Annotated in this window: 15 protein-coding genes; 9 read left to right on the top strand and 6 right to left on the bottom strand. The window is 70.0% G+C overall.

Translation table 11 applies throughout. From position 1 onward, the window contains the following. Nucleotides 1-32: 32 nt before the first annotated feature. Nucleotides 33-1,451 carry a TAXI family TRAP transporter solute-binding subunit gene (locus ABIC70_RS12730; protein ID WP_043349228.1) on the bottom strand — a complete coding sequence of 473 codons (1,419 nt, stop codon included), beginning with the start codon at nucleotides 1,449-1,451 and terminating at the stop codon, nucleotides 33-35. Between the two features lie 224 nt (nucleotides 1,452-1,675). Here ABIC70_RS12730 and ABIC70_RS12735 point away from each other — a divergent pair, with 224 nt between their 5' ends. From ABIC70_RS12735 to ABIC70_RS12775, 9 genes are all read left to right on the top strand, one after another. Continuing rightward, on the top strand, nucleotides 1,676-2,203 hold the full coding sequence (locus ABIC70_RS12735) for a regulatory protein RecX (protein WP_078947252.1): 528 nt from the start codon (nucleotides 1,676-1,678) through the stop codon (nucleotides 2,201-2,203). A 76-nt stretch (nucleotides 2,204-2,279) separates the two neighbouring features. Continuing rightward, the gene (locus tag ABIC70_RS12740; protein WP_111474343.1) at nucleotides 2,280-3,491 is read left to right on the top strand and encodes a putative DNA modification/repair radical SAM protein; all 1,212 of its coding nucleotides are present in this window, start codon (nucleotides 2,280-2,282) and stop codon (nucleotides 3,489-3,491) included. Between the two features lie 17 nt (nucleotides 3,492-3,508). Further along, on the top strand, nucleotides 3,509-4,972 hold the full coding sequence (locus ABIC70_RS12745) for a UdgX family uracil-DNA binding protein (protein ID WP_354439819.1): 1,464 nt from the start codon (nucleotides 3,509-3,511) through the stop codon (nucleotides 4,970-4,972). Nucleotides 4,973-5,032: 60 nt separating this feature from the next. Next, complete coding sequence (locus tag ABIC70_RS12750) at nucleotides 5,033-5,329, top strand: nucleotidyltransferase family protein (protein WP_043356924.1); 297 nt, start codon at nucleotides 5,033-5,035, stop codon at nucleotides 5,327-5,329. After that, complete coding sequence (locus ABIC70_RS12755) at nucleotides 5,310-5,669, top strand: HepT-like ribonuclease domain-containing protein (RefSeq protein ID WP_354439820.1); 360 nt, start codon at nucleotides 5,310-5,312, stop codon at nucleotides 5,667-5,669. The genes ABIC70_RS12750 and ABIC70_RS12755 overlap by 20 nt, the downstream gene beginning before the upstream one ends. A gap of 22 nt (nucleotides 5,670-5,691) precedes the next feature. Next, nucleotides 5,692-8,838, top strand: coding sequence for a DNA polymerase I (gene polA, locus ABIC70_RS12760; RefSeq protein WP_354439821.1), 3,147 nt, complete (start codon nucleotides 5,692-5,694; stop codon nucleotides 8,836-8,838). 890 nt (nucleotides 8,839-9,728) lie between these two features. After that, nucleotides 9,729-11,816, top strand: a complete 2,088-nt coding sequence (locus ABIC70_RS12765; protein WP_502916015.1) for a hybrid sensor histidine kinase/response regulator — start codon at nucleotides 9,729-9,731, stop codon at nucleotides 11,814-11,816. Nucleotides 11,817-11,871: 55 nt separating this feature from the next. Beyond that, on the top strand, nucleotides 11,872-12,843 hold the full coding sequence (locus tag ABIC70_RS12770) for an NADPH:quinone oxidoreductase family protein (protein WP_274926846.1): 972 nt from the start codon (nucleotides 11,872-11,874) through the stop codon (nucleotides 12,841-12,843). 273 nt (nucleotides 12,844-13,116) lie between these two features. After that, a complete protein-coding gene (locus ABIC70_RS12775; RefSeq protein WP_354439823.1) occupies nucleotides 13,117-14,712 on the top strand; it encodes a methyl-accepting chemotaxis protein in 1,596 nt (531 codons plus the stop codon). 54 nt (nucleotides 14,713-14,766) lie between these two features. On the opposite strand, the gene ABIC70_RS12780 is transcribed toward ABIC70_RS12775, so the two are convergent. The 5 genes from ABIC70_RS12780 to ABIC70_RS12800 form a co-directional block, all read right to left on the bottom strand. Continuing rightward, nucleotides 14,767-15,780: an adenosine kinase gene (locus ABIC70_RS12780; RefSeq protein ID WP_043381053.1), complete on the bottom strand. Its 1,014-nt coding sequence runs from the start codon at nucleotides 15,778-15,780 to the stop codon at nucleotides 14,767-14,769. 52 nt (nucleotides 15,781-15,832) lie between these two features. Continuing rightward, nucleotides 15,833-16,384 (bottom strand): Uma2 family endonuclease, encoded by a 552-nt coding sequence (locus tag ABIC70_RS12785; protein ID WP_436265562.1) that lies wholly within the window; start codon nucleotides 16,382-16,384, stop codon nucleotides 15,833-15,835. A gap of 76 nt (nucleotides 16,385-16,460) precedes the next feature. Next, nucleotides 16,461-17,870, bottom strand: coding sequence for an MFS transporter (locus ABIC70_RS12790; RefSeq protein WP_043356936.1), 1,410 nt, complete (start codon nucleotides 17,868-17,870; stop codon nucleotides 16,461-16,463). Between the two features lie 119 nt (nucleotides 17,871-17,989). Further along, on the bottom strand, nucleotides 17,990-18,919 hold the full coding sequence (locus ABIC70_RS12795) for a glutaminase (protein ID WP_354439824.1): 930 nt from the start codon (nucleotides 18,917-18,919) through the stop codon (nucleotides 17,990-17,992). A 179-nt stretch (nucleotides 18,920-19,098) separates the two neighbouring features. Beyond that, nucleotides 19,099-20,868 carry an ABC transporter ATP-binding protein gene (locus tag ABIC70_RS12800; protein ID WP_043381239.1) on the bottom strand — a complete coding sequence of 590 codons (1,770 nt, stop codon included), beginning with the start codon at nucleotides 20,866-20,868 and terminating at the stop codon, nucleotides 19,099-19,101. Nucleotides 20,869-20,969 lie beyond the last annotated feature (101 nt).

Genomic DNA, 20,969 nt, shown 5'->3' on the forward strand with positions numbered 1-20,969 from the left:
ATCCCGACACCGCCAGCCACGCGGCCCCGCCGCTATTCCGCAGCCGGCAGGTCGAGGGCGAGCAGCCGCGCCGTGCGGGTGCGGGTCGCCGCCCGGGGCTCCGCCTCGCTCGCCTGCCGCCGCGCGTCCGCGATCGCCGCATGGACGCCGTCCACCGCCAGGATCAGCGCGCTGACCGTCCGCGCATCGATGCTGCGTTCACGGGCGTAACAGACGACGTCCGCCACCAGCCCGTCGGTCTCGATCGCGATCGCATCGAGTTCGGCGGCGCTGGTCGCCGCCCGCACCTCGCGCATGATGTCGAGGAGCCGGTCGAGGACGAAGTCTACGCGCTCCCGGCGCTTGCGGGCGAGGCGCTGGCCGATCCAGGCGATGCCGGACCCGATCGTGCCGCCGAAGAAGGCGAACAGGTAGATGTAATCCTCGTAGCGATCGAGGAAGGTCTGCTGCTCGCGCTCGAAATAGTCGACGGCGCCGGGGTGGTTCGGCAGGCGCGCCGAGGTCGCCGCCACGGTGGTGTCGAAGTCCGGCGCCTTCATCAGCTTGGCCACCGGCGCCGCCGAGGCCAGACGCGAGCGCCACTCGAACAGGTGCTGCGTCGCAGAGGCGACCGCGACCCGGCTGACCGTGCCCCGCGCCATCAGGCGGTAGGAGGCGCCGACGGTCTTGATCTCCTCGTCGGGGCGCTTCGGCCGGCCGCCGAAGGTGCCGGCCGGAATCGTGACCGCTTGCAATTCGGGGAAGCGCTGCAGGATTGCGTCGCCGTCCGGGATCGAGACGAAGCCGACCTTCCGCTCCGGCGAGCCCAGCTCGACGGCGCGGACCACGGAAGCCGCGGGCTTGGAGGCGGGGCTCGCGATCACCGCCACCGCATCGACGCGTTTGTCGGCGAGGGCTGCGGTCACCTCGCCGATCTTGAGCGGCACCACGGTGACATGACCGGGCTCCGCCTCGGCGGCAGGGCTGGCCTCCGGCGCGTCCGCGCCCGCATTGTCCGGCACGAGGTCGTAGAAGGAGAGCAGGTTCGTCAGGAAGGACAGGTCGGCGCTGTGCCGGACCACGATGCCGAGCCGCTTGCGCGCGAGCGCGGGGATGTCGTCGATATCGGCCGCCTCCGGCGCCGCGATGACCAGGGCCTCGTCATGCAGGATCGCGAGGGTCAACCCGTTCTCGGGCAGGAACACGTCCGGCCGGACCACGGCGAGGTCGGCCTTGTTCCGCTGAAGCGCGAGGGCGCTGTCGCGCACGTCGCCGTAGCGCACGACCTTGAGCCGGACATCCTCGCGTGCCCGGTCGAGGGCGCTGGCATAGGCTTCGATCAGCGCGGCCTCGGGGCCGTCCTGCGGGCCGACCGCCACCGTCAGGGTATTCGGGCGCGACAGATAGACGATTGCGGCCGCGGCCGCAGCGAGCCCCAGGGCAACGAGGACCAGGAGCCATTCACGCCGCATCAGGATAGCTGCCGCACGTGGCAGCCGACGGTTCCGTCGACCCTGCGGATCGCCTGACGAAGAACGGTGGTTCGGGCCATGGCCGAGCCTGTCGCGTTGCGCGCGTTCCATGCCCGAGTCATGGAACGCAAACCTGTCGAGATCGTGAAGAACCGGTGAAATCTCCATTCGTTGCAGGATCCGCGCCAGAAGGTCGCGACCGCGAGATCGAGCCGCCCGGCCCTGTGAGCCCGGCGTGGCTGGAGCGGGCGGCGCTCCATTATCTTGAGCGCTACAGCGCCTCGACCGAGATGCTGCGCCGGACCCTTGCGCGCCGCGTCCAGAAGCGGGCCCGCGCCCGGGGCGAGGATCCCGCGCTCTTCACCGACCTCGTTACGGCGACCGTCGCGCGGGCGGTGTCGGCCGGCCTCGTGGACGACGCGCGCTTCGCCGACACCCGCCTCGCCACCCTGCGCCGCCGCGGCACGTCGAGCCGCGGCGTCTCGGCCAAGCTCGCCGCCAAGGGTGTTCCGCGCGATGTCGTCGAGGCCGCCATGCTGGCGGAGCGCGACGCCCTGCCGGACGGTGAGGCGGAGGCGATCGAGGACCAGGCCGCGCGGGCCTACGCCAAGCGGCGGCGCCTCGGGCCGTATCGCCGCCCGGATCAGCGGGCGGCGCACCGCGACCGGGACCTCGCCGCCCTGGCCCGGGCCGGCTTCGCCTACGACCTCGCCCGCCGGGTGGTCGATCTGGAGCCGGACGACATGGTGTGACGGGTGCGGCATCGCGGCCCGGGGTGAAAGGCGGAGCGGCCTTGCACCTTTGGCCGGGTTGTTCATTGTCTGTTCGATGGACGAGACCCTGGCCAAGAAGCTGCGCATCCTCGCGGATGCCGCCAAGTACGACGCCTCCTGCGCCTCCTCGGCCGCGCCGAAGCGCGCGGCGGGCAAGGACGGGCTCGGGTCGACCACCGGGGCGGGGATCTGCCACGCCTATACGCCGGACGGGCGCTGCGTCTCGCTGCTGAAGATCCTGCTGACCAACTGGTGCCTGTTCGATTGCGCCTACTGCGTGAACCGGCGCTCCTCGAACGTGCGGCGGGCCAAGTTCACCGTCGAGGAGGTTGTGAACCTCACCCTGAACTTCTACCGGCGCAACTACATCGAGGGCCTGTTCCTCTCGTCGGGCATCATCAAGTCGCCGGACCACACCATGGAGCTTCTGACCCGCGTGGCGAAGTCGCTGCGGCGCGATCACGGCTTTGCCGGCTACATTCACCTGAAGTCGATCCCGGAGGCGAGCCCCTGGCTGATCGAGGAGGCCGGTCTCTACGCCGACCGGCTCTCGATCAACGTCGAGCTGCCCACCGAGGCGAGCCTGGAACGCCTCGCCCCTGAGAAGGACGGCGCCGCGATCCAGGGGGCGATGGCCCAGATCGGCGAGCGCATCGTGCAGGCCAAGGCCGAAAAGCGCCGCTTCTCGCCGGCCGGCCACTCGACGCAGGTGATCGTCGGGGCGGACGCCACCACCGACGAGGCGCTGATCCGCAAGAGCGCGCTGCTCTACGGCAGCGTCGGCCTGAAGCGGGTCTATTACTCGGCGTTCAGCCCGATCCCGGACGGGTCCGCGATCCTGCCGCCGAAGCCGCCGCCGCTCCAGCGCGAGCACCGGCTGTACCAGGCCGACTGGCTGCTGCGGTATTACGCATTCACCCCCGACGAAGTGGCCGACGCGTCGGAGGGCGGGATGCTCGCCCTCGACATCGACCCGAAGCTCGCCTGGGCGCTGAAGCACCGGGACAAGTTCCCCGTGGACGTGAATAAGGCCGATCGGGAATGGCTTCTGCGGGTGCCGGGGCTCGGCGCCCGGGCCGTGGACAAGATCGTCAAGGCGCGCCGGCACGCGACCCTGCGCCTCGACGACGTCGCCCGCCTGACCTCGGGCTTGAAGCGGGCCCGGCCGTTCCTCGTCGCTGCCGATCATCGTCCGGTGGGGCTCACCGACCGGCTCGACCTGCGGGCGCGACTGGTCGAGCCGGCGGCGCAACTGAGCCTGTTTTGAGAAAGGCCGCAGACGCGATGCTCCGTTCCCCTGCGAGCGGACACGGGAATGCCGGCGCGCCGCGCGCCATGCTCCTGCGTCCGGGCGCCGATCTCGACGGCTTCCGCACCGCCGTCCGGAGCCTCGTCGCGGAGGGTGTCCCACCCGAGGGGGTGACATGGTCGGAGGCGGACTCCCCCGGCCTGTTCGGCACCGGCGCGGCGCATGCCCTCAGCCCGCCGCTAGCCCTGCCGAAGCCCGTCGCCGCTCTGATCCCGCAGGTGATCCCGCACCGCGATCCGGAACGCTATGGGCTGCTCTACGCGCTGATCTGGCGCGTCTGCCACGGCGAGCGGCATTTGATGGAGGTCGGCAGCGATCCGCTGGTCCACCGCCTGCACCGTCTGGCCAAGGCGATCGGGCGCGACCTCCACAAGATGCACGCCTTCCTGCGCTTCCGCCGGGCTGAGGGGCCGGATGGGGAGCGCTACAGCGCGTGGTTCGAGCCGGATCACCACATTCTTGAGGCTGCGGCGCCGTTCTTCGTCAATCGCTTCCGCGGGATGCGCTGGTCGATCCTCACGCCGGACGGATCGGCGCATTGGGATACGGAGGCCTTGACCTTCGGACCGCCGGGCGACCGCGCGCAGCTGCCGGAGGGCGACGGGTTCGAGGCCGGCTGGCAGACCTATTACGAGAGCACGTTCAACCCGGCCCGCACCAACCTGAAGGCCATGCGGGCCGAGATGCCCAAGAAGTACTGGCACAACATGCCCGAGACGGCCGCCATCCCCGCCCTCGTCCGCGCGGCGGCCGGGCGCACCGAAGCGATGATCGAGAGGGAGCCGACCATGCCCACACGCCGCGACCCGGCCCGCGCCGTCGCCGCCATGGCCGACCAGGACCCGAAGACCCTGGAGGAGCTGAACGCGATCATCCGACGGACCGAGCCGCTGGTCGCGGGCGCCACCCAGGCCGTGCTCGGCGAGGGGCCGGTGGGCGCCACGATCGCCTTCGTGGGCGAGCAGCCCGGCGATCAGGAGGACCGGCAGGGCCGACCCTTCGTCGGACCGGCGGGGCAACTGCTCTCCCGCGCCATGGCGGAGGCCGGGATCGACCGTGGGGCGAGCTACCTCACGAATGCGGTCAAGCACTTCAAGTTCGAGGAACGCGGCAAGCGCCGCATCCACCAGAAGCCGACGGCGGGCGAGGTCAGCCATTACCGCTGGTGGCTGGACCGGGAATTGGACTTCGTGGCTCCGAAGCTCGTGGTCGCCCTCGGCGCGACCGCGGTGCTGGCGCTGACCGGCAAGGCCGTCCCGATTACCCGGGCGCGGGGCCCGTTCCGGTTCGACCGGTTCGACAACCGCTTCCAGGGCTTCATCACGGTCCACCCCTCCTACCTGCTGCGCCTGCCCGACGAGGCGAAGGAAGAGGCCTACGCGGCCTTCGTGGACGACCTGCGCCGGGTGGAGGCTCTGGGGCAAGAGCTCGCGGCCTGATCCTCCAACCCCGCGGTTCTGCTATGCTGATGGCCGCCGATTCCCTCCGGTCCCGCCGCCATGGACAAGCAGCTCGCCCTCGACATCCTCCGCACGAACGAAGCGGAACTGCGCCGCCGCGGGGTGCTGCATGCGGCGCTGTTCGGTTCGGTCGCCCGTGGGGACGCCGGGGACGATAGCGACCTCGACGTGCTGATTGACATCGATGCGCCCGTCGTCGGCGGTCTCTTCGGCTATGTCGGGTTGTGCCATTTCATCGATGATCTGTTTCCGATCCGGGTCGACGTGGCGGACCGGGCGGCCCTCAAGGATCGGGTCCGAAAGCACGCAGAGCGCGATGCCGTTTTCGCTTTCTGAGCGCGAGCGGACCGCCTGCGCCGACATCATCGCCAACGCCGAGCGTGCCGCTCGCTTTGTGGCGGGGTTCACGCTCGAGACTTTCGGGGCGGACGAGCGCACGCACTTCGCAGTCATGCGTTGCCTGGAGATCGTCTCGGAGGCGAGCCGCCGATTGAGCGCCGAGACGAAGGACCGGTATGCGGACGTGCCGTGGCGACAGATCGCGGATGCTGGCAACGTCTGTCGCCACAGCTATCACCGGGTGACGCTGGACATCGTCTGGCTCACCGTCCACCACGAGTTGCCCGTTCTCGTCGCGGCCCGCCGCGCCGAACTCGCCCGCGCGCCCGATTCCTGATCGCCCCGAGCCGCCTGAGCCCATGACCGACGCGAAGCCCGAAATTAAGTCCGTCGGCCCAGGCGATCAGGTGATCCTGGTCGACGGCTCGTCGTTCATCTTCCGGGCCTATTTCCAGTCGATCAATCAGGACCAGAAGTACAACTCGCGCCCCTCCGACGGGATGCCCACCGGCGCCGTGCGGCTGTTCTGCACGAAGATCGCGCAGTTCCTGCAGGACGGCGCCGCCGGCACGATGCCGACGCATCTCGGCATCGTCTTCGACAAGTCGGAAGGGTCATTCCGCAAGGAGATGTTCCCAGACTACAAGGGCCACCGCCCGGACGCGCCCGACGACCTCAAGCGGCAGATGCCGCTGATGCGCGACGCGGTGCGGGCCTTCGGCCTGCACGCGGTGGAGCTGGAACGCTACGAGGCCGACGACCTCATCGCGACCTATACCCGCCAGGCCGAGGCACGGGGCGCGGGCGTCATCATCGTCTCCTCCGACAAGGACCTGATGCAGCTCGTGGGACCGCAGGTGCGGTTCTACGATTTCGAATCCGGTGCGAAGGGCAAGCCGGGCTACCGGCCCGAGCGCAACCTCGATGTTGAGGCGATCATCGCCAAGTGGGAGGGGCTTCAACCCAACCAGATCGGCGACGCGCTGGCGCTGATCGGCGACACCTCCGACAACGTACCGGGCGTCCCCGGCATCGGCTTGAAGACCGCCGCGGCGCTGATCAAGGAATTCGGCAGCCTCGACGCGCTGCTGGAGCGGGCGGCCGAGATCAAGCAGCCCAAGCGCCGGGAAACCCTGCTCGCCAACGTCGATCAGGCCAAGCTGTCGCGCAAGCTCGTGGCCTTGATGGAGGATGTGCCGGTCCCGGTGCCGCTCGACGATCTCGGCGTGCCCGAGCCCGATCCGGAGAAGCTCGTCGGCTTCCTGAAGGCGATGGAGTTCAACACCCTGACGCGCCGCATCGCCCAGATGCTGCACGTCGATCCCGAGGCGGTGAAGCCTGATCCGCGGCTCCTGCCCGGCGCCCGGCCGCATGGCTACGGCAACGGGGCCGGCGGCAGCGACGCGGTGCCATTCTTCGGCGATTCCGTACCGCCGGATCCCGAGACCGCGGCGGCCGGGGCCGAGCGCCCGCCGGGCGCCGCACCGCCCGAGGGCGGCGCGGTGGACCCCTTCGCGGATCTCGACCTGCCGGACGCGCCCGCCAAGCCCCGGGCCCCCGTCGAGGCGACGCCCGGCAACGTCGTGGCGGCCCGGGCCGCGGAGGCCGTGGCCCCCTTCGACACCGCCGCCTACGAGACCGTCACGTCTCTGGAGCAGCTCGACGCCTGGATCGCCGAGGCCGAGGAGGCCGGGGTGATCGCGGTCGACACCGAGACGGACGCGCTCGACGCCCACAAGGCCGGCCTTGTCGGCGTCTCGCTGGCGGTGTCCACGGGACGGGCCTGCTACATCCCGCTGGCGCACGTGCAGGCCGCCAAGGTGCAGGCCGACGCCACCGACCTGTTCGGCGAAGGGGCCGCGCCCTCCGACGTGGTCGAGCCGGTCCCGGGCCAGATCCCCCTTAAGGATGCCGTCGCCCGACTGAAGCCGCTTCTGGAGAATCCCGGCGTTCTGAAGGTCGGCCAGAACCTCAAATACGATTGGGTCGTGCTCGCCCGCTACGGCGTCGAGGTGGCGCCCTTCGACGACACGATGCTGATCTCCTACGTCCTCGATGCCGGGAAGGGCGGGCACGGCATGGACGAGCTGGCCCGCCGCCATCTCGGCCACCAGCCGATCACGTTCTCGGATGTCGCCGGCACCGGCCGCAACAAGGTGAGCTTCGACCGGGTCGCGATCGACAAGGCCACCGCCTACGCGGCCGAGGATGCGGACGTGACGCTCCGCCTGTGGCGGATGATGAAGCCGCGCCTCGTCGCCGAGCACCGGGTCGCGGTCTACGAGACCCTGGAGCGCCCGCTCCTGCCGGTCATCGCCCGGATGGAGCAGCGCGGCATCCGGGTCGACCGGGACATGCTGAGCCGCCTCTCGGGGGATTTCTCGCAGATCCTCGTGCGCCTGGAAGAGGAAATCCAGGAGGATGCCGGCGAGAAATTCTCGGTGGGCTCGCCGAAGCAGATCGGCGACATCCTGTTCGGGAAGATGGGCCTGCCGGGCGCCAAGAAGACGCCGTCCGGCCAGTGGGCGACGCCCGCCACCCTACTGGAGGAGCTGGCCCAGGCCGGGCACGAGCTGCCCAAGAAGATCCTGGAATGGCGGCAGCTCTCGAAGCTGAAATCCACCTACACGGATTCGCTCCAGACGCACGCCGACCGGGAGACGGCGCGGGTCCACACCTCGTTCTCGCTGGCGGCGACCACCACCGGCCGACTGTCCTCCTCCGAGCCGAACCTGCAGAACATCCCGATCCGCACCGAGGAGGGCCGGCGCATCCGCCGCGCCTTCGTGGCGGCGCCCGGCAACCGGCTGATCTCGGCGGATTATTCCCAGATCGAGCTGCGTCTCCTGGCCCACATGGCCGATATCCCGGAACTCCGGAAGGCGTTCGCGGACGGGATCGACATCCACGCGGCCACCGCCTCGGCGATGTTCGGCGTGCCGCTCAAGGACATGACGCCCGACCTGCGGCGCCGGGCGAAGACCATCAATTTCGGCATCATCTACGGCATCTCGGCCTTCGGGCTCGCCGACCGGCTCGGCATCGGCCGCGAGGAGGCCTCCGCGTTCATCAAGCAGTATTTCGAGCAGTTCCCCGGGATCCGCGACTACATCGATGCGACCAAGAAGAGCTGCCGGGACAAGGGCTACGTCACCACCCTGTTCGGCCGGGTGTGCCACTATCCGCAGATCCGCTCCAACAACCCGTCCGAGCGCGCCAGCGTCGAGCGGCAGGCGATCAACGCGCCGATCCAGGGCTCGGCCGCCGACATCATCCGCCGGGCCATGACCCGGATGGAAGGGGCTTTGGCCGACGAGAAGCTCGGGGTGCGCATGCTCCTGCAGGTCCACGACGAGCTGGTCTTCGAGGCTGCCGAGGACGAGGTGGAGCGGGCGATCCCGATCATCCGCGGCGTGATGGAGGAAGCCCCGGCGCCGGCCCTGACGCTGCGGGTGCCGCTGGTGGTGGAGGCCAACGCGGCGGGGAACTGGCAGGAGGCGCATTAGCGCGGATGGCGGCTGAACCTGGCCGTCCTCGCGACCGGAGCGGAGCGGGCCGGCACGACGCTCATCGATCAGGTGGGCGCGGGTTCAGGACAGGGGCGATGGCGTCGTCCTCGCGCGTCCGGTAGAGCGCCATCGGCTTGGTCGCGTGCGCCCGCTTGAGGGCGTCGTCGCGCCGCACAGCACCGGGCCGGCCCGCAGGGTTTCGACGAAAGGGTGCAACCGGGCGAGGGAGCCGCCTCCGGCGGTCCATTGGACACCGAGATGCGCTGTTCGGTGCGCCTCCGTGGAGGACGAGAATTCGTCAGTTCAGCTCGATCCCGCGTTCCGGGCACGGCGAGATCGCCCTCGGTCAGGCACCCGGGTATCGCTGTCGCTCCAACATGCAGGATGCCCGCCGGGACGGGCAGGCTCGTCTGCAGAAGGTCGCTGACGAACGCGAACAGCCGTTCGGCTCCGGCGTGGGCTGCGTCGCTGTCGACTGAAATGCCGGCCGCCGGTTGTGCCGTCTGCCCTGGCCCACGCTCTTGCCCGTGCCCGGGTCAACGTATTTCGGCCGCACGGACTGTCGCCGGTCCAGAGGGCTGTGTTGGAGGCCTGCGCGGAGAGATCAGGTCAACGGATCGCCGCGATCCAGTCCCTGCCGTCCGGCAATCCCATTCATTCCCGGGCACCCCCGGGCGAGCCCGGAACCCAGAGCCGCCGCCAGCTATGCCGGCACGCGGTCGAGGTCTGGATCCTGCTTCGCAGTCCCGGAATGACGGGGCTGTGACGTCGGGCTGTGACCTCGGGCTGGTCTCCGACTACAGGCATCCACAGGGCCGCCCTGGCTTGGAGATGGCGTCGAAGACGGTCATACGCGGTAAGTCCATGACCTGTATCGCTCAGAACTTGTGATCGATCCCCTCTCCTTCCTATCCGGCGGCGGCGAGGCCGCGCGGATGATCCGCGCACGCGACTGGACCGGCCATCCCCTCGGCCCCCCGGGGACCTGGCCGGCGGAATTCCGCGCGGCCCTTTCGCTCGTTCTCAACTCGCCGGAATCGATGATCCTGGCCTGGGGGCCCGATCTCCACTTCTTCTTCAACGACACCTACTTCCCGCTGCTCGGGCCCCGTCTGGCCTGGGCCATGGGCGAGCGGTTCGATGTGGTCTGGGCCGATGCCTGGGATCAGGCCAAGCCGATCATCGACGCGGCCATGGCAGGCAGCCCGGAGCGCTTCATCGATCTGCCCTGGCAGCTCGACACCGACCGGGGCTCCCGGGAGACGTGGTGGACCTTCTCGTACTCGCGGGTCCTCGACGCCGCGGGGCGGGTCACGGGGTTGTTCATCCTTACCAACGAGACCACGGCCCGCGTGCGCGCCGACGCCGCCCTCAAGGAGAGCCAGGGCCGCCTGGAATCCGCCCTCGCGGAGCTGCGCGACCTCAACGCCACCCTGGCCCAGCAGGTCGAGGAACGCACCGCCGATCGCAACGCCCTGTGGACGCTCTCGTCCGACATGATGCTGCGCTGCCTGTTCGACGGCACGATCACCGCGGTGAACCCGGCCTGGACCGAGGTGCTGGGCTGGCGGCCGGACGAGCTGATCGGAACCAAGCTCATCGCCTTCGTCCATCCGGACGATTTCGACCGCACCGTCGAGGGCGCGCAGCAGCTCGCCACGGGATCGAGCCTCGCGCGCTTCGACAACCGCTACCGCCACCGGGACGGCGGATACCGCTGGATCAGCTGGGCGGCCCGGCCGGGGGAGGGGGTGATCAACGCCGTCGGCCGCGATTTCACCGCGGAGCGCGAGCGCGCCGACGCCCTGGCCGCCACCGAGGAGGCCCTGCGGCAATCGCAGAAGATGGAGGCCGTCGGCCAGCTGACCGGCGGGATCGCCCATGACTTCAACAACCTGCTCGCCGGTATCTCCGGATCCCTGGAGCTGATCCAGACCCGCCTCGGCCAGGGTCGCGTCATGGATGTGGACCGCTACATCAATGCCGCGCAGGGAGCGTCCAAGCGGGCCGCGGCCCTGACCCATCGCCTGCTCGCCTTCTCGCGGCGGCAGACCCTCGATCCGAAGCCCACCGACGTGAACCGGCTCGTGGCCGGCATGGAAGAGTTGATCCGGCGGACGGTCGGCCCCGCCGTGATCGTCGAGGTCATGGGCGCGCCCGGTCTCTGGCCGGCCCTGGTCGACCCGCCGCAGCTCGAGAACGCCCTGCTCAACCTGTGCATCAACGCCCGCGATGCCATGCCGGAGGGCGGCCGGATCACGATCGAGACCGCCAATGCCTGGCTCGACGAGCGCGCCGCCCGGCGTCACGACATGCCGCCGGGCCAGTACCTCTCGCTCTGCGTCACCGATACCGGCATCGGCATGCGGCCCGAGATCGTCGGCAAGGTGTTCGAGCCGTTCTTCACCACCAAACCGCTGGGGCAGGGCACCGGCCTCGGCCTGTCGATGATCTACGGCTTCGCCCAGCAATCGGGCGGCCAGGTGCGGATCCATTCCGAGGTCGGCAAGGGCACCACGGTCTGCCTCTACCTGCCCCGCCATCGCGGCGCGGTCGCGGAGGAGGATGCGCATACCGCCGTCGGCGCGCCGCCGCGGGCCGCGCCGGGCGAGACCGTGCTGGTGGTCGACGACGAGCCGACCGTGCGCATGCTGGTCACCGAGGTGCTGGAGGATCTCGGCTACACGGCGATCGAGGCCGCCGACAGCGCGGCCGGCCTCAGGGTGCTGCAATCCGACGTGCGCATCGACCTGCTCGTGTCCGATATCGGGCTGCCGGGCGGCATGAACGGGCGCCAGATGGCCGAGGCCGGCCGGGTGACGCGACCGGGGCTCAAGGTCCTGTTCGTCACCGGCTACGCGGAGAATGCCGTCTTGGGCAACGGCCAGCTCGATGCCGGGATGCAGGTCATCACCAAGCCGTTCGTGGTGGAGGTGCTGGGCGCCCGCATCCGCGAGATGATCGGGACGGCTTGACCGCACGGCCGGTTCGGGCCTCATCGGCTGAGAAACGCCGGGGAGGAGACACGGAATGCGGGCGCTGCTGTGCACGAGGCTCGACGGGCCGGAGCATCTGGAGATCGTGGAGCGCTCCGATCCGGTTCCGGGTCCCGGGCAGGCCCTGGTGCGGATGCGGCTCGCGGCGCTCAACTTCTTCGACACGCTGATCGTGGCTGGGCGCTACCAAGTGAAGCCGGCCCTGCCGTTCTCGCCGGGCGGCGAGGGGGTCGGCGTGGTCGAGGCGCTCGGGCCAGGGGCCTCGGGCGTGGCCGTGGGCGACCGGGTGATCGTCCATGCCGGGCACGGTTGCTGCGCCGAACTCATCGCCCTCGACGCCGCCCGGCTCACGCCGGTGCCGGACGCGGTGCCGGACGAGCAGGCGGCCGGGCTCACCATCACCTACGGCACCTCGCTCCATGCCCTGGCGAACCGTGCCCGCCTGCAGCCCGGCGAATGGCTGGCGGTCCTCGGGGCCTCCGGGGGCGTCGGTCTCGCCGCCGTGGAGCTGGGGCGGCTGATGGGCGCCCGGGTGATCGCCTGCGCCTCCTCGGAGGAAAAGCTCGCCGTCGCCCGCGCCCACGGCGCCGAGGCCGGCCTCGTCTACGATCCCGCGACGCTCAAGGACGAGTTGCGCCGGATCTCCGGAGGCGGGATCGACGTGGTCTACGATGCGGTCGGCGATGCCTACGCGGAGCCGGCCCTGCGGGCGCTCGGCTGGCGCGGCCGGTTCCTCGTCATCGGCTTCGCCGCCGGGGAGATCCCGCGGCTACCGTTGAACCTGATGCTCCTGAAGGAACTCGACGTGCAGGGCGTCCACTGGGGCGCCTTCCTCGAACGCGAGCCGGAGGCGCATCGGGCCGACCAGCGTCGGCTCCTCGACTGGGTGGCCGAGGGCAAGCTCACCGCACAGGTCCACGGCGTCTACCCGCTGGCGGACTTCCCGGAGGCGTTCGGCCTGCTGACCCGGCGGGCGGCCGTAGGCAAGGTTCTCCTGCGGCCCTGATCGGGCCGCGGCCGCCCGCCCTCGACTGGATCGGCGCTCGACCCGCGGCACGGCCTTGGCGGGCGACGCGTCATGCGTTCCGCGCTGATCTGCGGCGCAGATCACTTCCGAAGTAGAGGTTGCAAAAAATCTGTCCTTCATCTTCGTGTGCCACGATGCGCCGGTGTCGTCCTCTGTGGTGCCCGAGATGAGCTTTCGAAGAAGTATTGTTTCGAAGCTGATACTGCCCTCGATAATCGGCTTTTGCTGTTTATCGCAAGCTCGACCATCGGCTTGATTCAGATACAGGCCATCAATGCCGCCGCCGTGGAGACCCGCGACGTCTGGGTGCGCAAGGACAACACGCTCCACGCGATTCGATTCCTGATGCTGCGGTACCACACGACGACGATCCGCAAGGTGGTCGCCACCGACGACGGCGAGAACCGGAACCTCGATGCCGAGTTCGTCGAGATGGATCGGACCATCCCGGAGGCCTTCCAGAGCTATCGCGTGCGCGCGACGACGCCCCGAGAGCGCGCGCTCTGGGACGCGTTCGAGGGGCGGTGGAAGGTCTACCGCGTCGCGCAGGAGGCGATCCTCGCGCCGCTCAGGCGCGGCGACCGGAACGCGGCCCGCGACGCCATCGCGCCGGCCCGCCCGCCTCTGGTGGCCGCCTTCGATGCCCTGGCGGATCTGGCCCAGGTCACTGCCGAGGGCACGAACGTCTCGGTCCAGCGCTCCGAGGATGCGTTCCGGACGGCGTGGTCCGTCACCATCACGCTCTCCGTGATCGGAGCGATCATGACCGGCGCGGCGGTCTGGTGGGTCTGGCAGCGGGTCGCCCGCCCGATCCGGTCCCTGGCCGAGATCATGGGTCGGCTCGCGGCCAACAACCTCGACGTGGCCGTCGGCGGCTCCGAGCGAGCGGACGAGGTCGGGGTCATGGCGGCCTCCGTCCAGGTCTTCAAGGACGGCCTGATCCGCGCGCGCACGCTCGAGCACGAGGCGGCACAGGCCCGCGCCGCGGCCGAGGCGCGGCGGCGGAGCGGCATGCAGCAGATCGCCGACGCCTTCGAGGGCACGGTCGGCGGCATCATCGGCACGGTCTCGGCCGCCGTCGCTGCGCTGCAGGACACGGCCTCAGCCATGAATGAGGCGGCCGCCGACACCGCCGATCGCTCCGGCTGGGTGGCGAGCGCGGCCGAACTCGCGGCCAGCACCGTCAACGTCGCGGCGGCGGCGGCGGAGGAACTCGGCGTCTCCGTCCAGGAGATCAGCCGCCAGGTCGCGGGTTCGACGGCGCTGACCCAGTCGGCGGTCGCGGACGCGGAGGCGACCGCGCACTTGGTTCGGGATCTGAACGGGGCGGCGGTCCAGATCGGTCATGTCGTGACTCTGATCTCGACCATCGCCGAACAGACGAATCTCCTGGCGCTGAACGCCACGATCGAGGCGGCGCGGGCCGGCGCGGCGGGCCGCGGCTTCGCCGTCGTGGCCGCAGAGGTGAAGGCGCTGGCCGGTCAGACCGCGCGGGCGACCGACGAGATCGGCGGCCACGTCGCCCGGATCCAGTCCTCCACCGGCGACGCCGTCTCGGCGATCGGGCGCATCGGCGGCCGAGTCCAGGAACTCAGCGCCGTGGCGACGCGGATCGCCAGCGCCGTGGAGCAGCAGGGCGCCGCGACGCAGGAGATCGTCCGCAACGTCTCCCAGGCCGCCCAGGGGGCGGCTGACGTCACCAGCACCATCACGGGCGTCGCCGACGCGGCGAAGGCAACCGGAGCGGCGGCCGATCAGGTTCTCACGGCAGCCTCGGAGTTGTCGCTCCGGTCCGGGCATCTCAGGGACGAGGTGACGCGCTTCCTCGCGACCGTCCGCGCGGCCTGAGCGGGCGGGATCGGAGCGGACGCAACCCTCCGACCGCGCGCCCGACGCGCCGGCTCAGAGGAGCCCGCGCGCCTTGGCCAAGCCGACCAGATCCGCCTGCGGGCGGGCGCCGATGTGCTGGATGACCTCGGCCGCCGCGAGCGTGCCGAGGCGGGCGCTCGTGACGTGGTCGAGGCCGCGGGCGTGGCCGGCCAGGAAGCCGGCCGCAAAGAGATCCCCCGCCCCCGTCGTGTCGACCACCTCGTGGACCGGGCTCGCCTCGACGGCGCGGACCTCGCCACCCTGCACCACCAGGGCACCGTCGGCCGAGCGCGTCACGAGGCCGAGCAGGTGACGGCCGCGGGCGTTGCGCTCGTCCCGCAGGGCCGCCACCGCGGCCTCGGCATCGTCGGTCTGGAAGAGGCTCTGCAACTCGCCGATGTTGGCGAAGAGGATGTCGATGGTGCCGTCGCGGATCAGACCGAGGAATTCATCGCGGTAGCGACCGACGCAGAACGCATCCGAGAGGGTCAGCGCAACGGCGTTGCCGGCCTGGTGGGCGATGTCGGACGCCTTGCGGAACGCCTCCTTGGCGGCCGGCGGATCCCAGAGGTAGCCCTCGAGATAGACGACCCGGGCGGAACGCACGAGAGCCTTGTCGACATCGTCGGGCGAGAGTCCCTGGCAGGCGCCCAGATAGGTGCTCATCGTGCGCTCGCCATCCGGCGTCACCAGCACGAAGCATCGGGCGGTGGCCGGTCCCTCGGCCGCCGCAGGGACGCTGAAGTCGACGCCGGTCGCCTTGAGATCGTGGCTGAACAGGCCACCGAGCTCGTCGTTCCGGACCTTGCCGACGAAGCCGGTCTTGGCTCCGAGCAGGGCCGCGCCGACCGCGGTGTTGGCGCCGGAGCCGCCCGACACGATCGTGGCCGGGCCCATGGCCTCGAACAGCGCCTCGGCCCGCGGCTCGTCGATGAGCTGCATCGCACCCTTGGTGACGCCCTGCGCCGCCAGGAAGGCATCGTCCGTCCGTGCGATCACGTCGACGATCGCGTTGCCGAGCACGAGGAGATCGAGAGGTTCAGTCATCCGGGCGTCCTGATTCGCGTTCGCGCCGCTGTGGCATCCACCTCGGATCGGATCAAGCTCCGTCGTCGTCGGACGCGCGGTCGGCGAACAGCTCCGGGACGGGCAGGCGCAGGCCGGGCGGCGTCAGGTCCAGCGTCTCCTGGGTCGCGATGCGGGTCTCGATCAGGCCGCCCTGCGCGCGGCGGTGATGGATGACGAGGCGCTTGACCGGATCCACGATCAGATAGTGGATCACGCTCTCGAGACTGAAGTAGCGGGTCAATCTCAAACCCGAATCGACGGAACGTGTGCTCGGCGACTGCACCTCGACGACGATGACGGGATCGGTGATCTCCGTCGCATCGGGGTCGGCGCGCATTCCGCAGTAAACGAGGGCGTCGGGCTCGAGGACCGTATCCTGATCGACGCGAACGCTGATGCCATCCGGCAGCGCGTAGCAGGGGCTCTTCGCTTGCTTCAGTGCGGACCGGAGCGCCAGATAGGTGGCAGCCTTGACCTCGGCATGCCGAACGCGCTCCGGCGACATCGCGAACACCTCGCCATCGACCAGCTCGAAGCGCCCCGGCTGCCCATCGGCCCAGGTGAGAAACTCGTCGACCGTCATCCGGGATTTCGGCTGAGCGACCATGCCCGAGGCTAGCACGGATTCGGCCTCCTGGGAGCCGAGCCCGTAACGGGCCTCACCCCGCGATCTTCTCCAGCGCGACGTCCCGTGTCCGCGGACCCAGGAGCCCGACGAGCAGGCCCGCGGCCAGCATCGCGGCCGAGATGAACAGGAACACGCCCGGCGTGCCGGCCTCCCGCAGGACGAACGCGATGACGAAGCCCGTGAAGATCGCCGAGAAGCGGCTCCAGGAATAGACGAAGCCCACCGCCCTGGCGCGGATGCCCGTGGGGAACAGCTCGGCCTGATAGGCGTGGAAGCTGTACGACATCACGTTCGAGGCGAGCGTCAGGCCGATGCCGAGCGCCACGATGATCGGGACGTCCCGCGTCTGCGCGAAGGCGAGGCCGCAGCCGATATAGACGAGGGCGGCGGCCACGATGACGTGCTTGCGCTCGAACCGGTCGGCGATGGCGAGGCCGATCAGCGGGCCGACGGGGGCGGCCAGCGCGATCAGGGCCGTGTAGGCGAGGCTCGACGTCACCGTGATGCCCTGGGCCACCAGCAGGGTCGGCACCCAGTTGGCGAAGCCGTAGAAGCCCACCGTCTGGAAGACGTTGAATCCGGCCATCATCAGCGCCCGGCGCCGATAGGGCCGGACCCACAGGTCGCGGAAGGCGCCGCGCGGCTGCACCGGCTCCGCCGCGGCCGGCGCGGGCAGCGCGCCGCCATGCTCGGCCGCGATCCGCGCCTCCAGCTGCCGCAGAATCGCGTCGGCTTCCGCCAGACGCCCGTGCTCGACGAGCCAGCGCGGGCTTTCCGGAAGGCCCGCCCGCATCCACCAGACCACGATCGCCGCCGAGGCGCCGATCAGCACCACCCAGCGCCAGCCGTCGATGCCGAGGGGGGCGATCGGGATCAGCAGGTAGGAGAGGAACGCCACCACCGGCACGGCCGTGAAGCCGATGCCCTGGCACAGGGCGAAGGCCCGGCCGCGGATCGCCTTCGGGACGAGTTCGGAGAGGTAGCTGCCGATCGTCACCATCTCCAGGCCGAGGCCGATCCCTGCGACGAGCCGCCAGAGGTTGAGGCCGAAGGCGTCGCTCTGGCAGGCCATCACGACGTTCGCCGCGGTGTAGGCGAGGAGCGACCACGTGAAGATCGCCCGGCGCCCGAACCGGTCGGCGAGCCAGCCGCAGACGAGGGTGCCGATGAACAGTCCCGTGAAGAGGGCGGCCACGAAGCTCGCCACACCACTGGCGCCGAACAGGCCGGGGGTCGTCGGCGTCAGGATCCCGGCCTTGACGAGGCCGGGCGCCACGTAACCGGTGAAGAGCAGGTCGTAGAGTTCGAAGAAGAAGCCGAGGCCGAGCAGCGCCACGAGGCGCCAGACCGTCGGCGTGGCCGGAAGCCGGTCGAGACGGGCCAGGATGGCACCGGGATCCAGACCGTCGTCGGCAGCCCGGACCGCCACACTCGTCGCCATGCCGCTAAGTCTCGCTTCGGCGCCGCAACGCCCCGGCGGCGCAGTGCCGCGGAAGTGGGCGCCGCGCAAGAGGGCAGGGGAAGGGGGGGCAGGGAAGGGGGGCAGGGGAAGGGACCCGCTCAGGATCCGAAGACGGACCAGCCCATGCGCTGCGTCAGCCGCTCCAGGGCGATGCGGCCGAGATGGGAATTGCCCGCCGCGTCGAGACCGGGCGACCAGACGGCGATGGAGGCCTTGCCGGGTGCGATCGCCAGGATGCTGCCGCCGACTCCGCTCTTGCCCGGCAGGCCCACGCGATAGGCGAACTCGCCCGACCCGTCGTAGTGGCCGCAGGTCAGCATGATCGCGTTGATGCGGCGCGCGCGCTCCGCCGAGACCACCGAATGGCCGGTCGACGGGTTGATGCCGTTATGTGCCAGGAACCGGCCGGCGCGTGCGAGCTGGCGGCAGTTCATCGCGATGGCGCAGTGGTGGAAGTAGACGCCGAGCGTGTAGTCGACCGGATTGTCGATGACGCCGAAGGACTTCATGTAGTTGGCGAGCGCGGTGTTGCGGAAACCCGTGCGCTTCTCCGAGGCCGCCACGGTCTCGTCGATCGCGATGCTCGAATCCTGGGCCAGGAACTGCATGAAGCGCAGGATCTCGCCCAGCGCCTCGCGGGGCTCGTGGCCCGAGAGGATCACGTCGGTGACCGCGATGGCGCCCGCATTGATGAACGGATTGCGCGGCACGCCGCGCTCCCGCTCCAGCTGGACGATGGAGTTGAACGGGTTGCCCGAAGGCTCGCGGCCGACCCGTTTCCACAGCCGGTCGCCGACCATGCCGAGGGCGAGGGTGAGGGTGAAGACCTTCGACACGCTCTGGATCGAGAAGGGCGTCTCGCTGTCGCCCCCGGCGAAGACGCGTCCCGCAGCATCGATCACCGCCATGCCGAACTGACCGGGATCCACCCGCGCGAGTTCGGGAATGTAATCCGCGACCGCCCCCCGATCGGAGCGCTGGGCTATCTCCTCGGAGATTTCCCGGATGACGAGGGCAAGGTCAGGCACAGTAGGACTCGGGCATCGAGACGCGTCGGAACCGGGCCGGTTCGCGACGTCCAGGCGATGCAAGGTCCGGTCCGGCGGGCCGATGATCTACCAGTGCCGATCGGGCGTGAAAACCGGAGCGGCGGAACTGCGCCGCCGTCCCGGCGCGGCGATGCCGGGACGAATCCACGGGGGCGAAGTCAGGCGGCGGCGAGGGCCATCGCCATGGATTCCTTCTTCATCAGTTCCCGGAAGAAGCCGTCGAGATGGGTCAGCTTGTCGGGCGAGCCGTCCTGCGCGATGCGGCCGCCGTCGAGCACGACGATCCGGTCGAAATCCTGCAGCGTCGAGAGGCGGTGCGCGATCGCGATGACGGTCCGGCCCTTCATCAGGTTGGCGAGGGCCTGACGGATCGCCTGCTCGGATTCCGCGTCCAGCGCCGAGGTGGCCTCGTCGAGCAGCAGGATCGGCGAGTTCTTCAGGATCGCCCGGGCGATGGCGATCCGCTGACGCTGGCCGCCCGAGAGCTTTACGCCGCGGTCGCCGACGATCGTGTCGAAGCCTTCGGGAAGGGCCTTGATGAAGTCGGTGCAATGCGCGGCCTCGGCGGCCTGCCAGACCTCCTCGTCCGTCGCCTCGGGCCGGCCGTAGCGGATGTTCTCCCGCAAGCTGCGGTGGAACATCGAGACGTCCTGCGGCACCACCGTGATCGCCTCGCGCAGGGATTCCTGGGTGACTCGCTCGACGTTCTGGCCGTTGATGCGGATGGCGCCACTCTGCACGTCGTAGAAGCGCTGAATCAGCGAGAACAGGGTCGACTTGCCGCCGCCGGACCGGCCCACCAGACCGACGCGCTGGCCCGGCTCGATGACGAGGTCGAAATCCGTGAAGACGGGGCGCCCGTCCGGATAGCTGAAGGCGACGTGCTCGAACTCGATCTTGGCGCCCTGGCCTGTGAGCGGCTGCGCTTCCGGATGATCCACGAGATCGTGGGGCTGAAGCAGGGTGTGCAGGGCCTCGGCCAGCCGGGCGGTGTGCTGGGTCGCGTCGACCAGCGCGACCGCGAGGTCGCGGGTGGCCGCCAGGATGCGGATGCCGAGCGTGCAGACCAGCACGACCTGACCGTTCGTCGCCTGTCCGGCCTCCCACATCTGGATCGCCCAATAGAGCAGGCCGAACACGGCAAGCACGGTCAGCACCGCGTGCACGATGCGCAGCTTCTCGAGGTAGAGGAGCGACGAGCGCCGCGCCCGCATCTCGGTCGCGATGGTGCCCTCGAAGCGCTGCCCCTCGCGCTTGAAGGCCGAGAAGGCGCGCACGAGCGACATGTTGCCGACGAGATCGACCATCTCGCCGTCGACGCTGGCGGCCTTGGCGGCGAAGTCGTGGTGCAGCGGCTTGCCGGCCGAGGCCATCTTGAACATCAGCACGACGACGGCCGCGAACACGCCCGCCAGGATGCCCGCCATGGTGAGGTTGACGGTGGCGATGTAGGCGATCGACCCGAAGGCCGCGACCGTCGGCGGCATCACGTTGAACACGAACATGTTCTCGACCGTGAAGATCGCGTTCGAGGTCGCCGTGATGCGCGACGCCAGGGTGCCCGGCTGGCGGTCGGAGAAGAAGGTCGGGGAATGGCCGGTCATGTGCCGGAACAGGTCGCGCCGGATGTCGCCGGTGATCCCCACGAAGGTGAAGGCGCCGGTCAGCGCCGCCACGCGCCAGAGCATGTTGTCGGCGGCGATGAAGGCGACCAGGACCGCGAGCGCGCTCCAGACGACCGTGTTGCCCGGGCCGGGCCCCTTCGTCAGCGCGTCGACCACGCCCTTGAGGGCGTAATCGGTGGAGACCGAGAAGCCGACGGCGCCGAGCACGGAGATCAGGATGACCAAGTGCGGCAGCCAGCGGCGGCGGAGATACCGCGCGACGAAGGCGAAGGGCCTGTCGGCGTATCGGTGCAGCTCTTCCATCGCGGTGACCATTCCGTATTCGCGCGGCTTTGGCTTACGGGCTGAGGCGGCGTGCAGAGCGGGCGCAGTCTGACCCGCAGCGGCAACGCGAGAGCGTTGCC

Source organism: Methylobacterium sp. 1973, assembly GCF_040545035.1.
GTDB lineage: Bacteria > Pseudomonadota > Alphaproteobacteria > Rhizobiales > Beijerinckiaceae > Methylobacterium > Methylobacterium fujisawaense.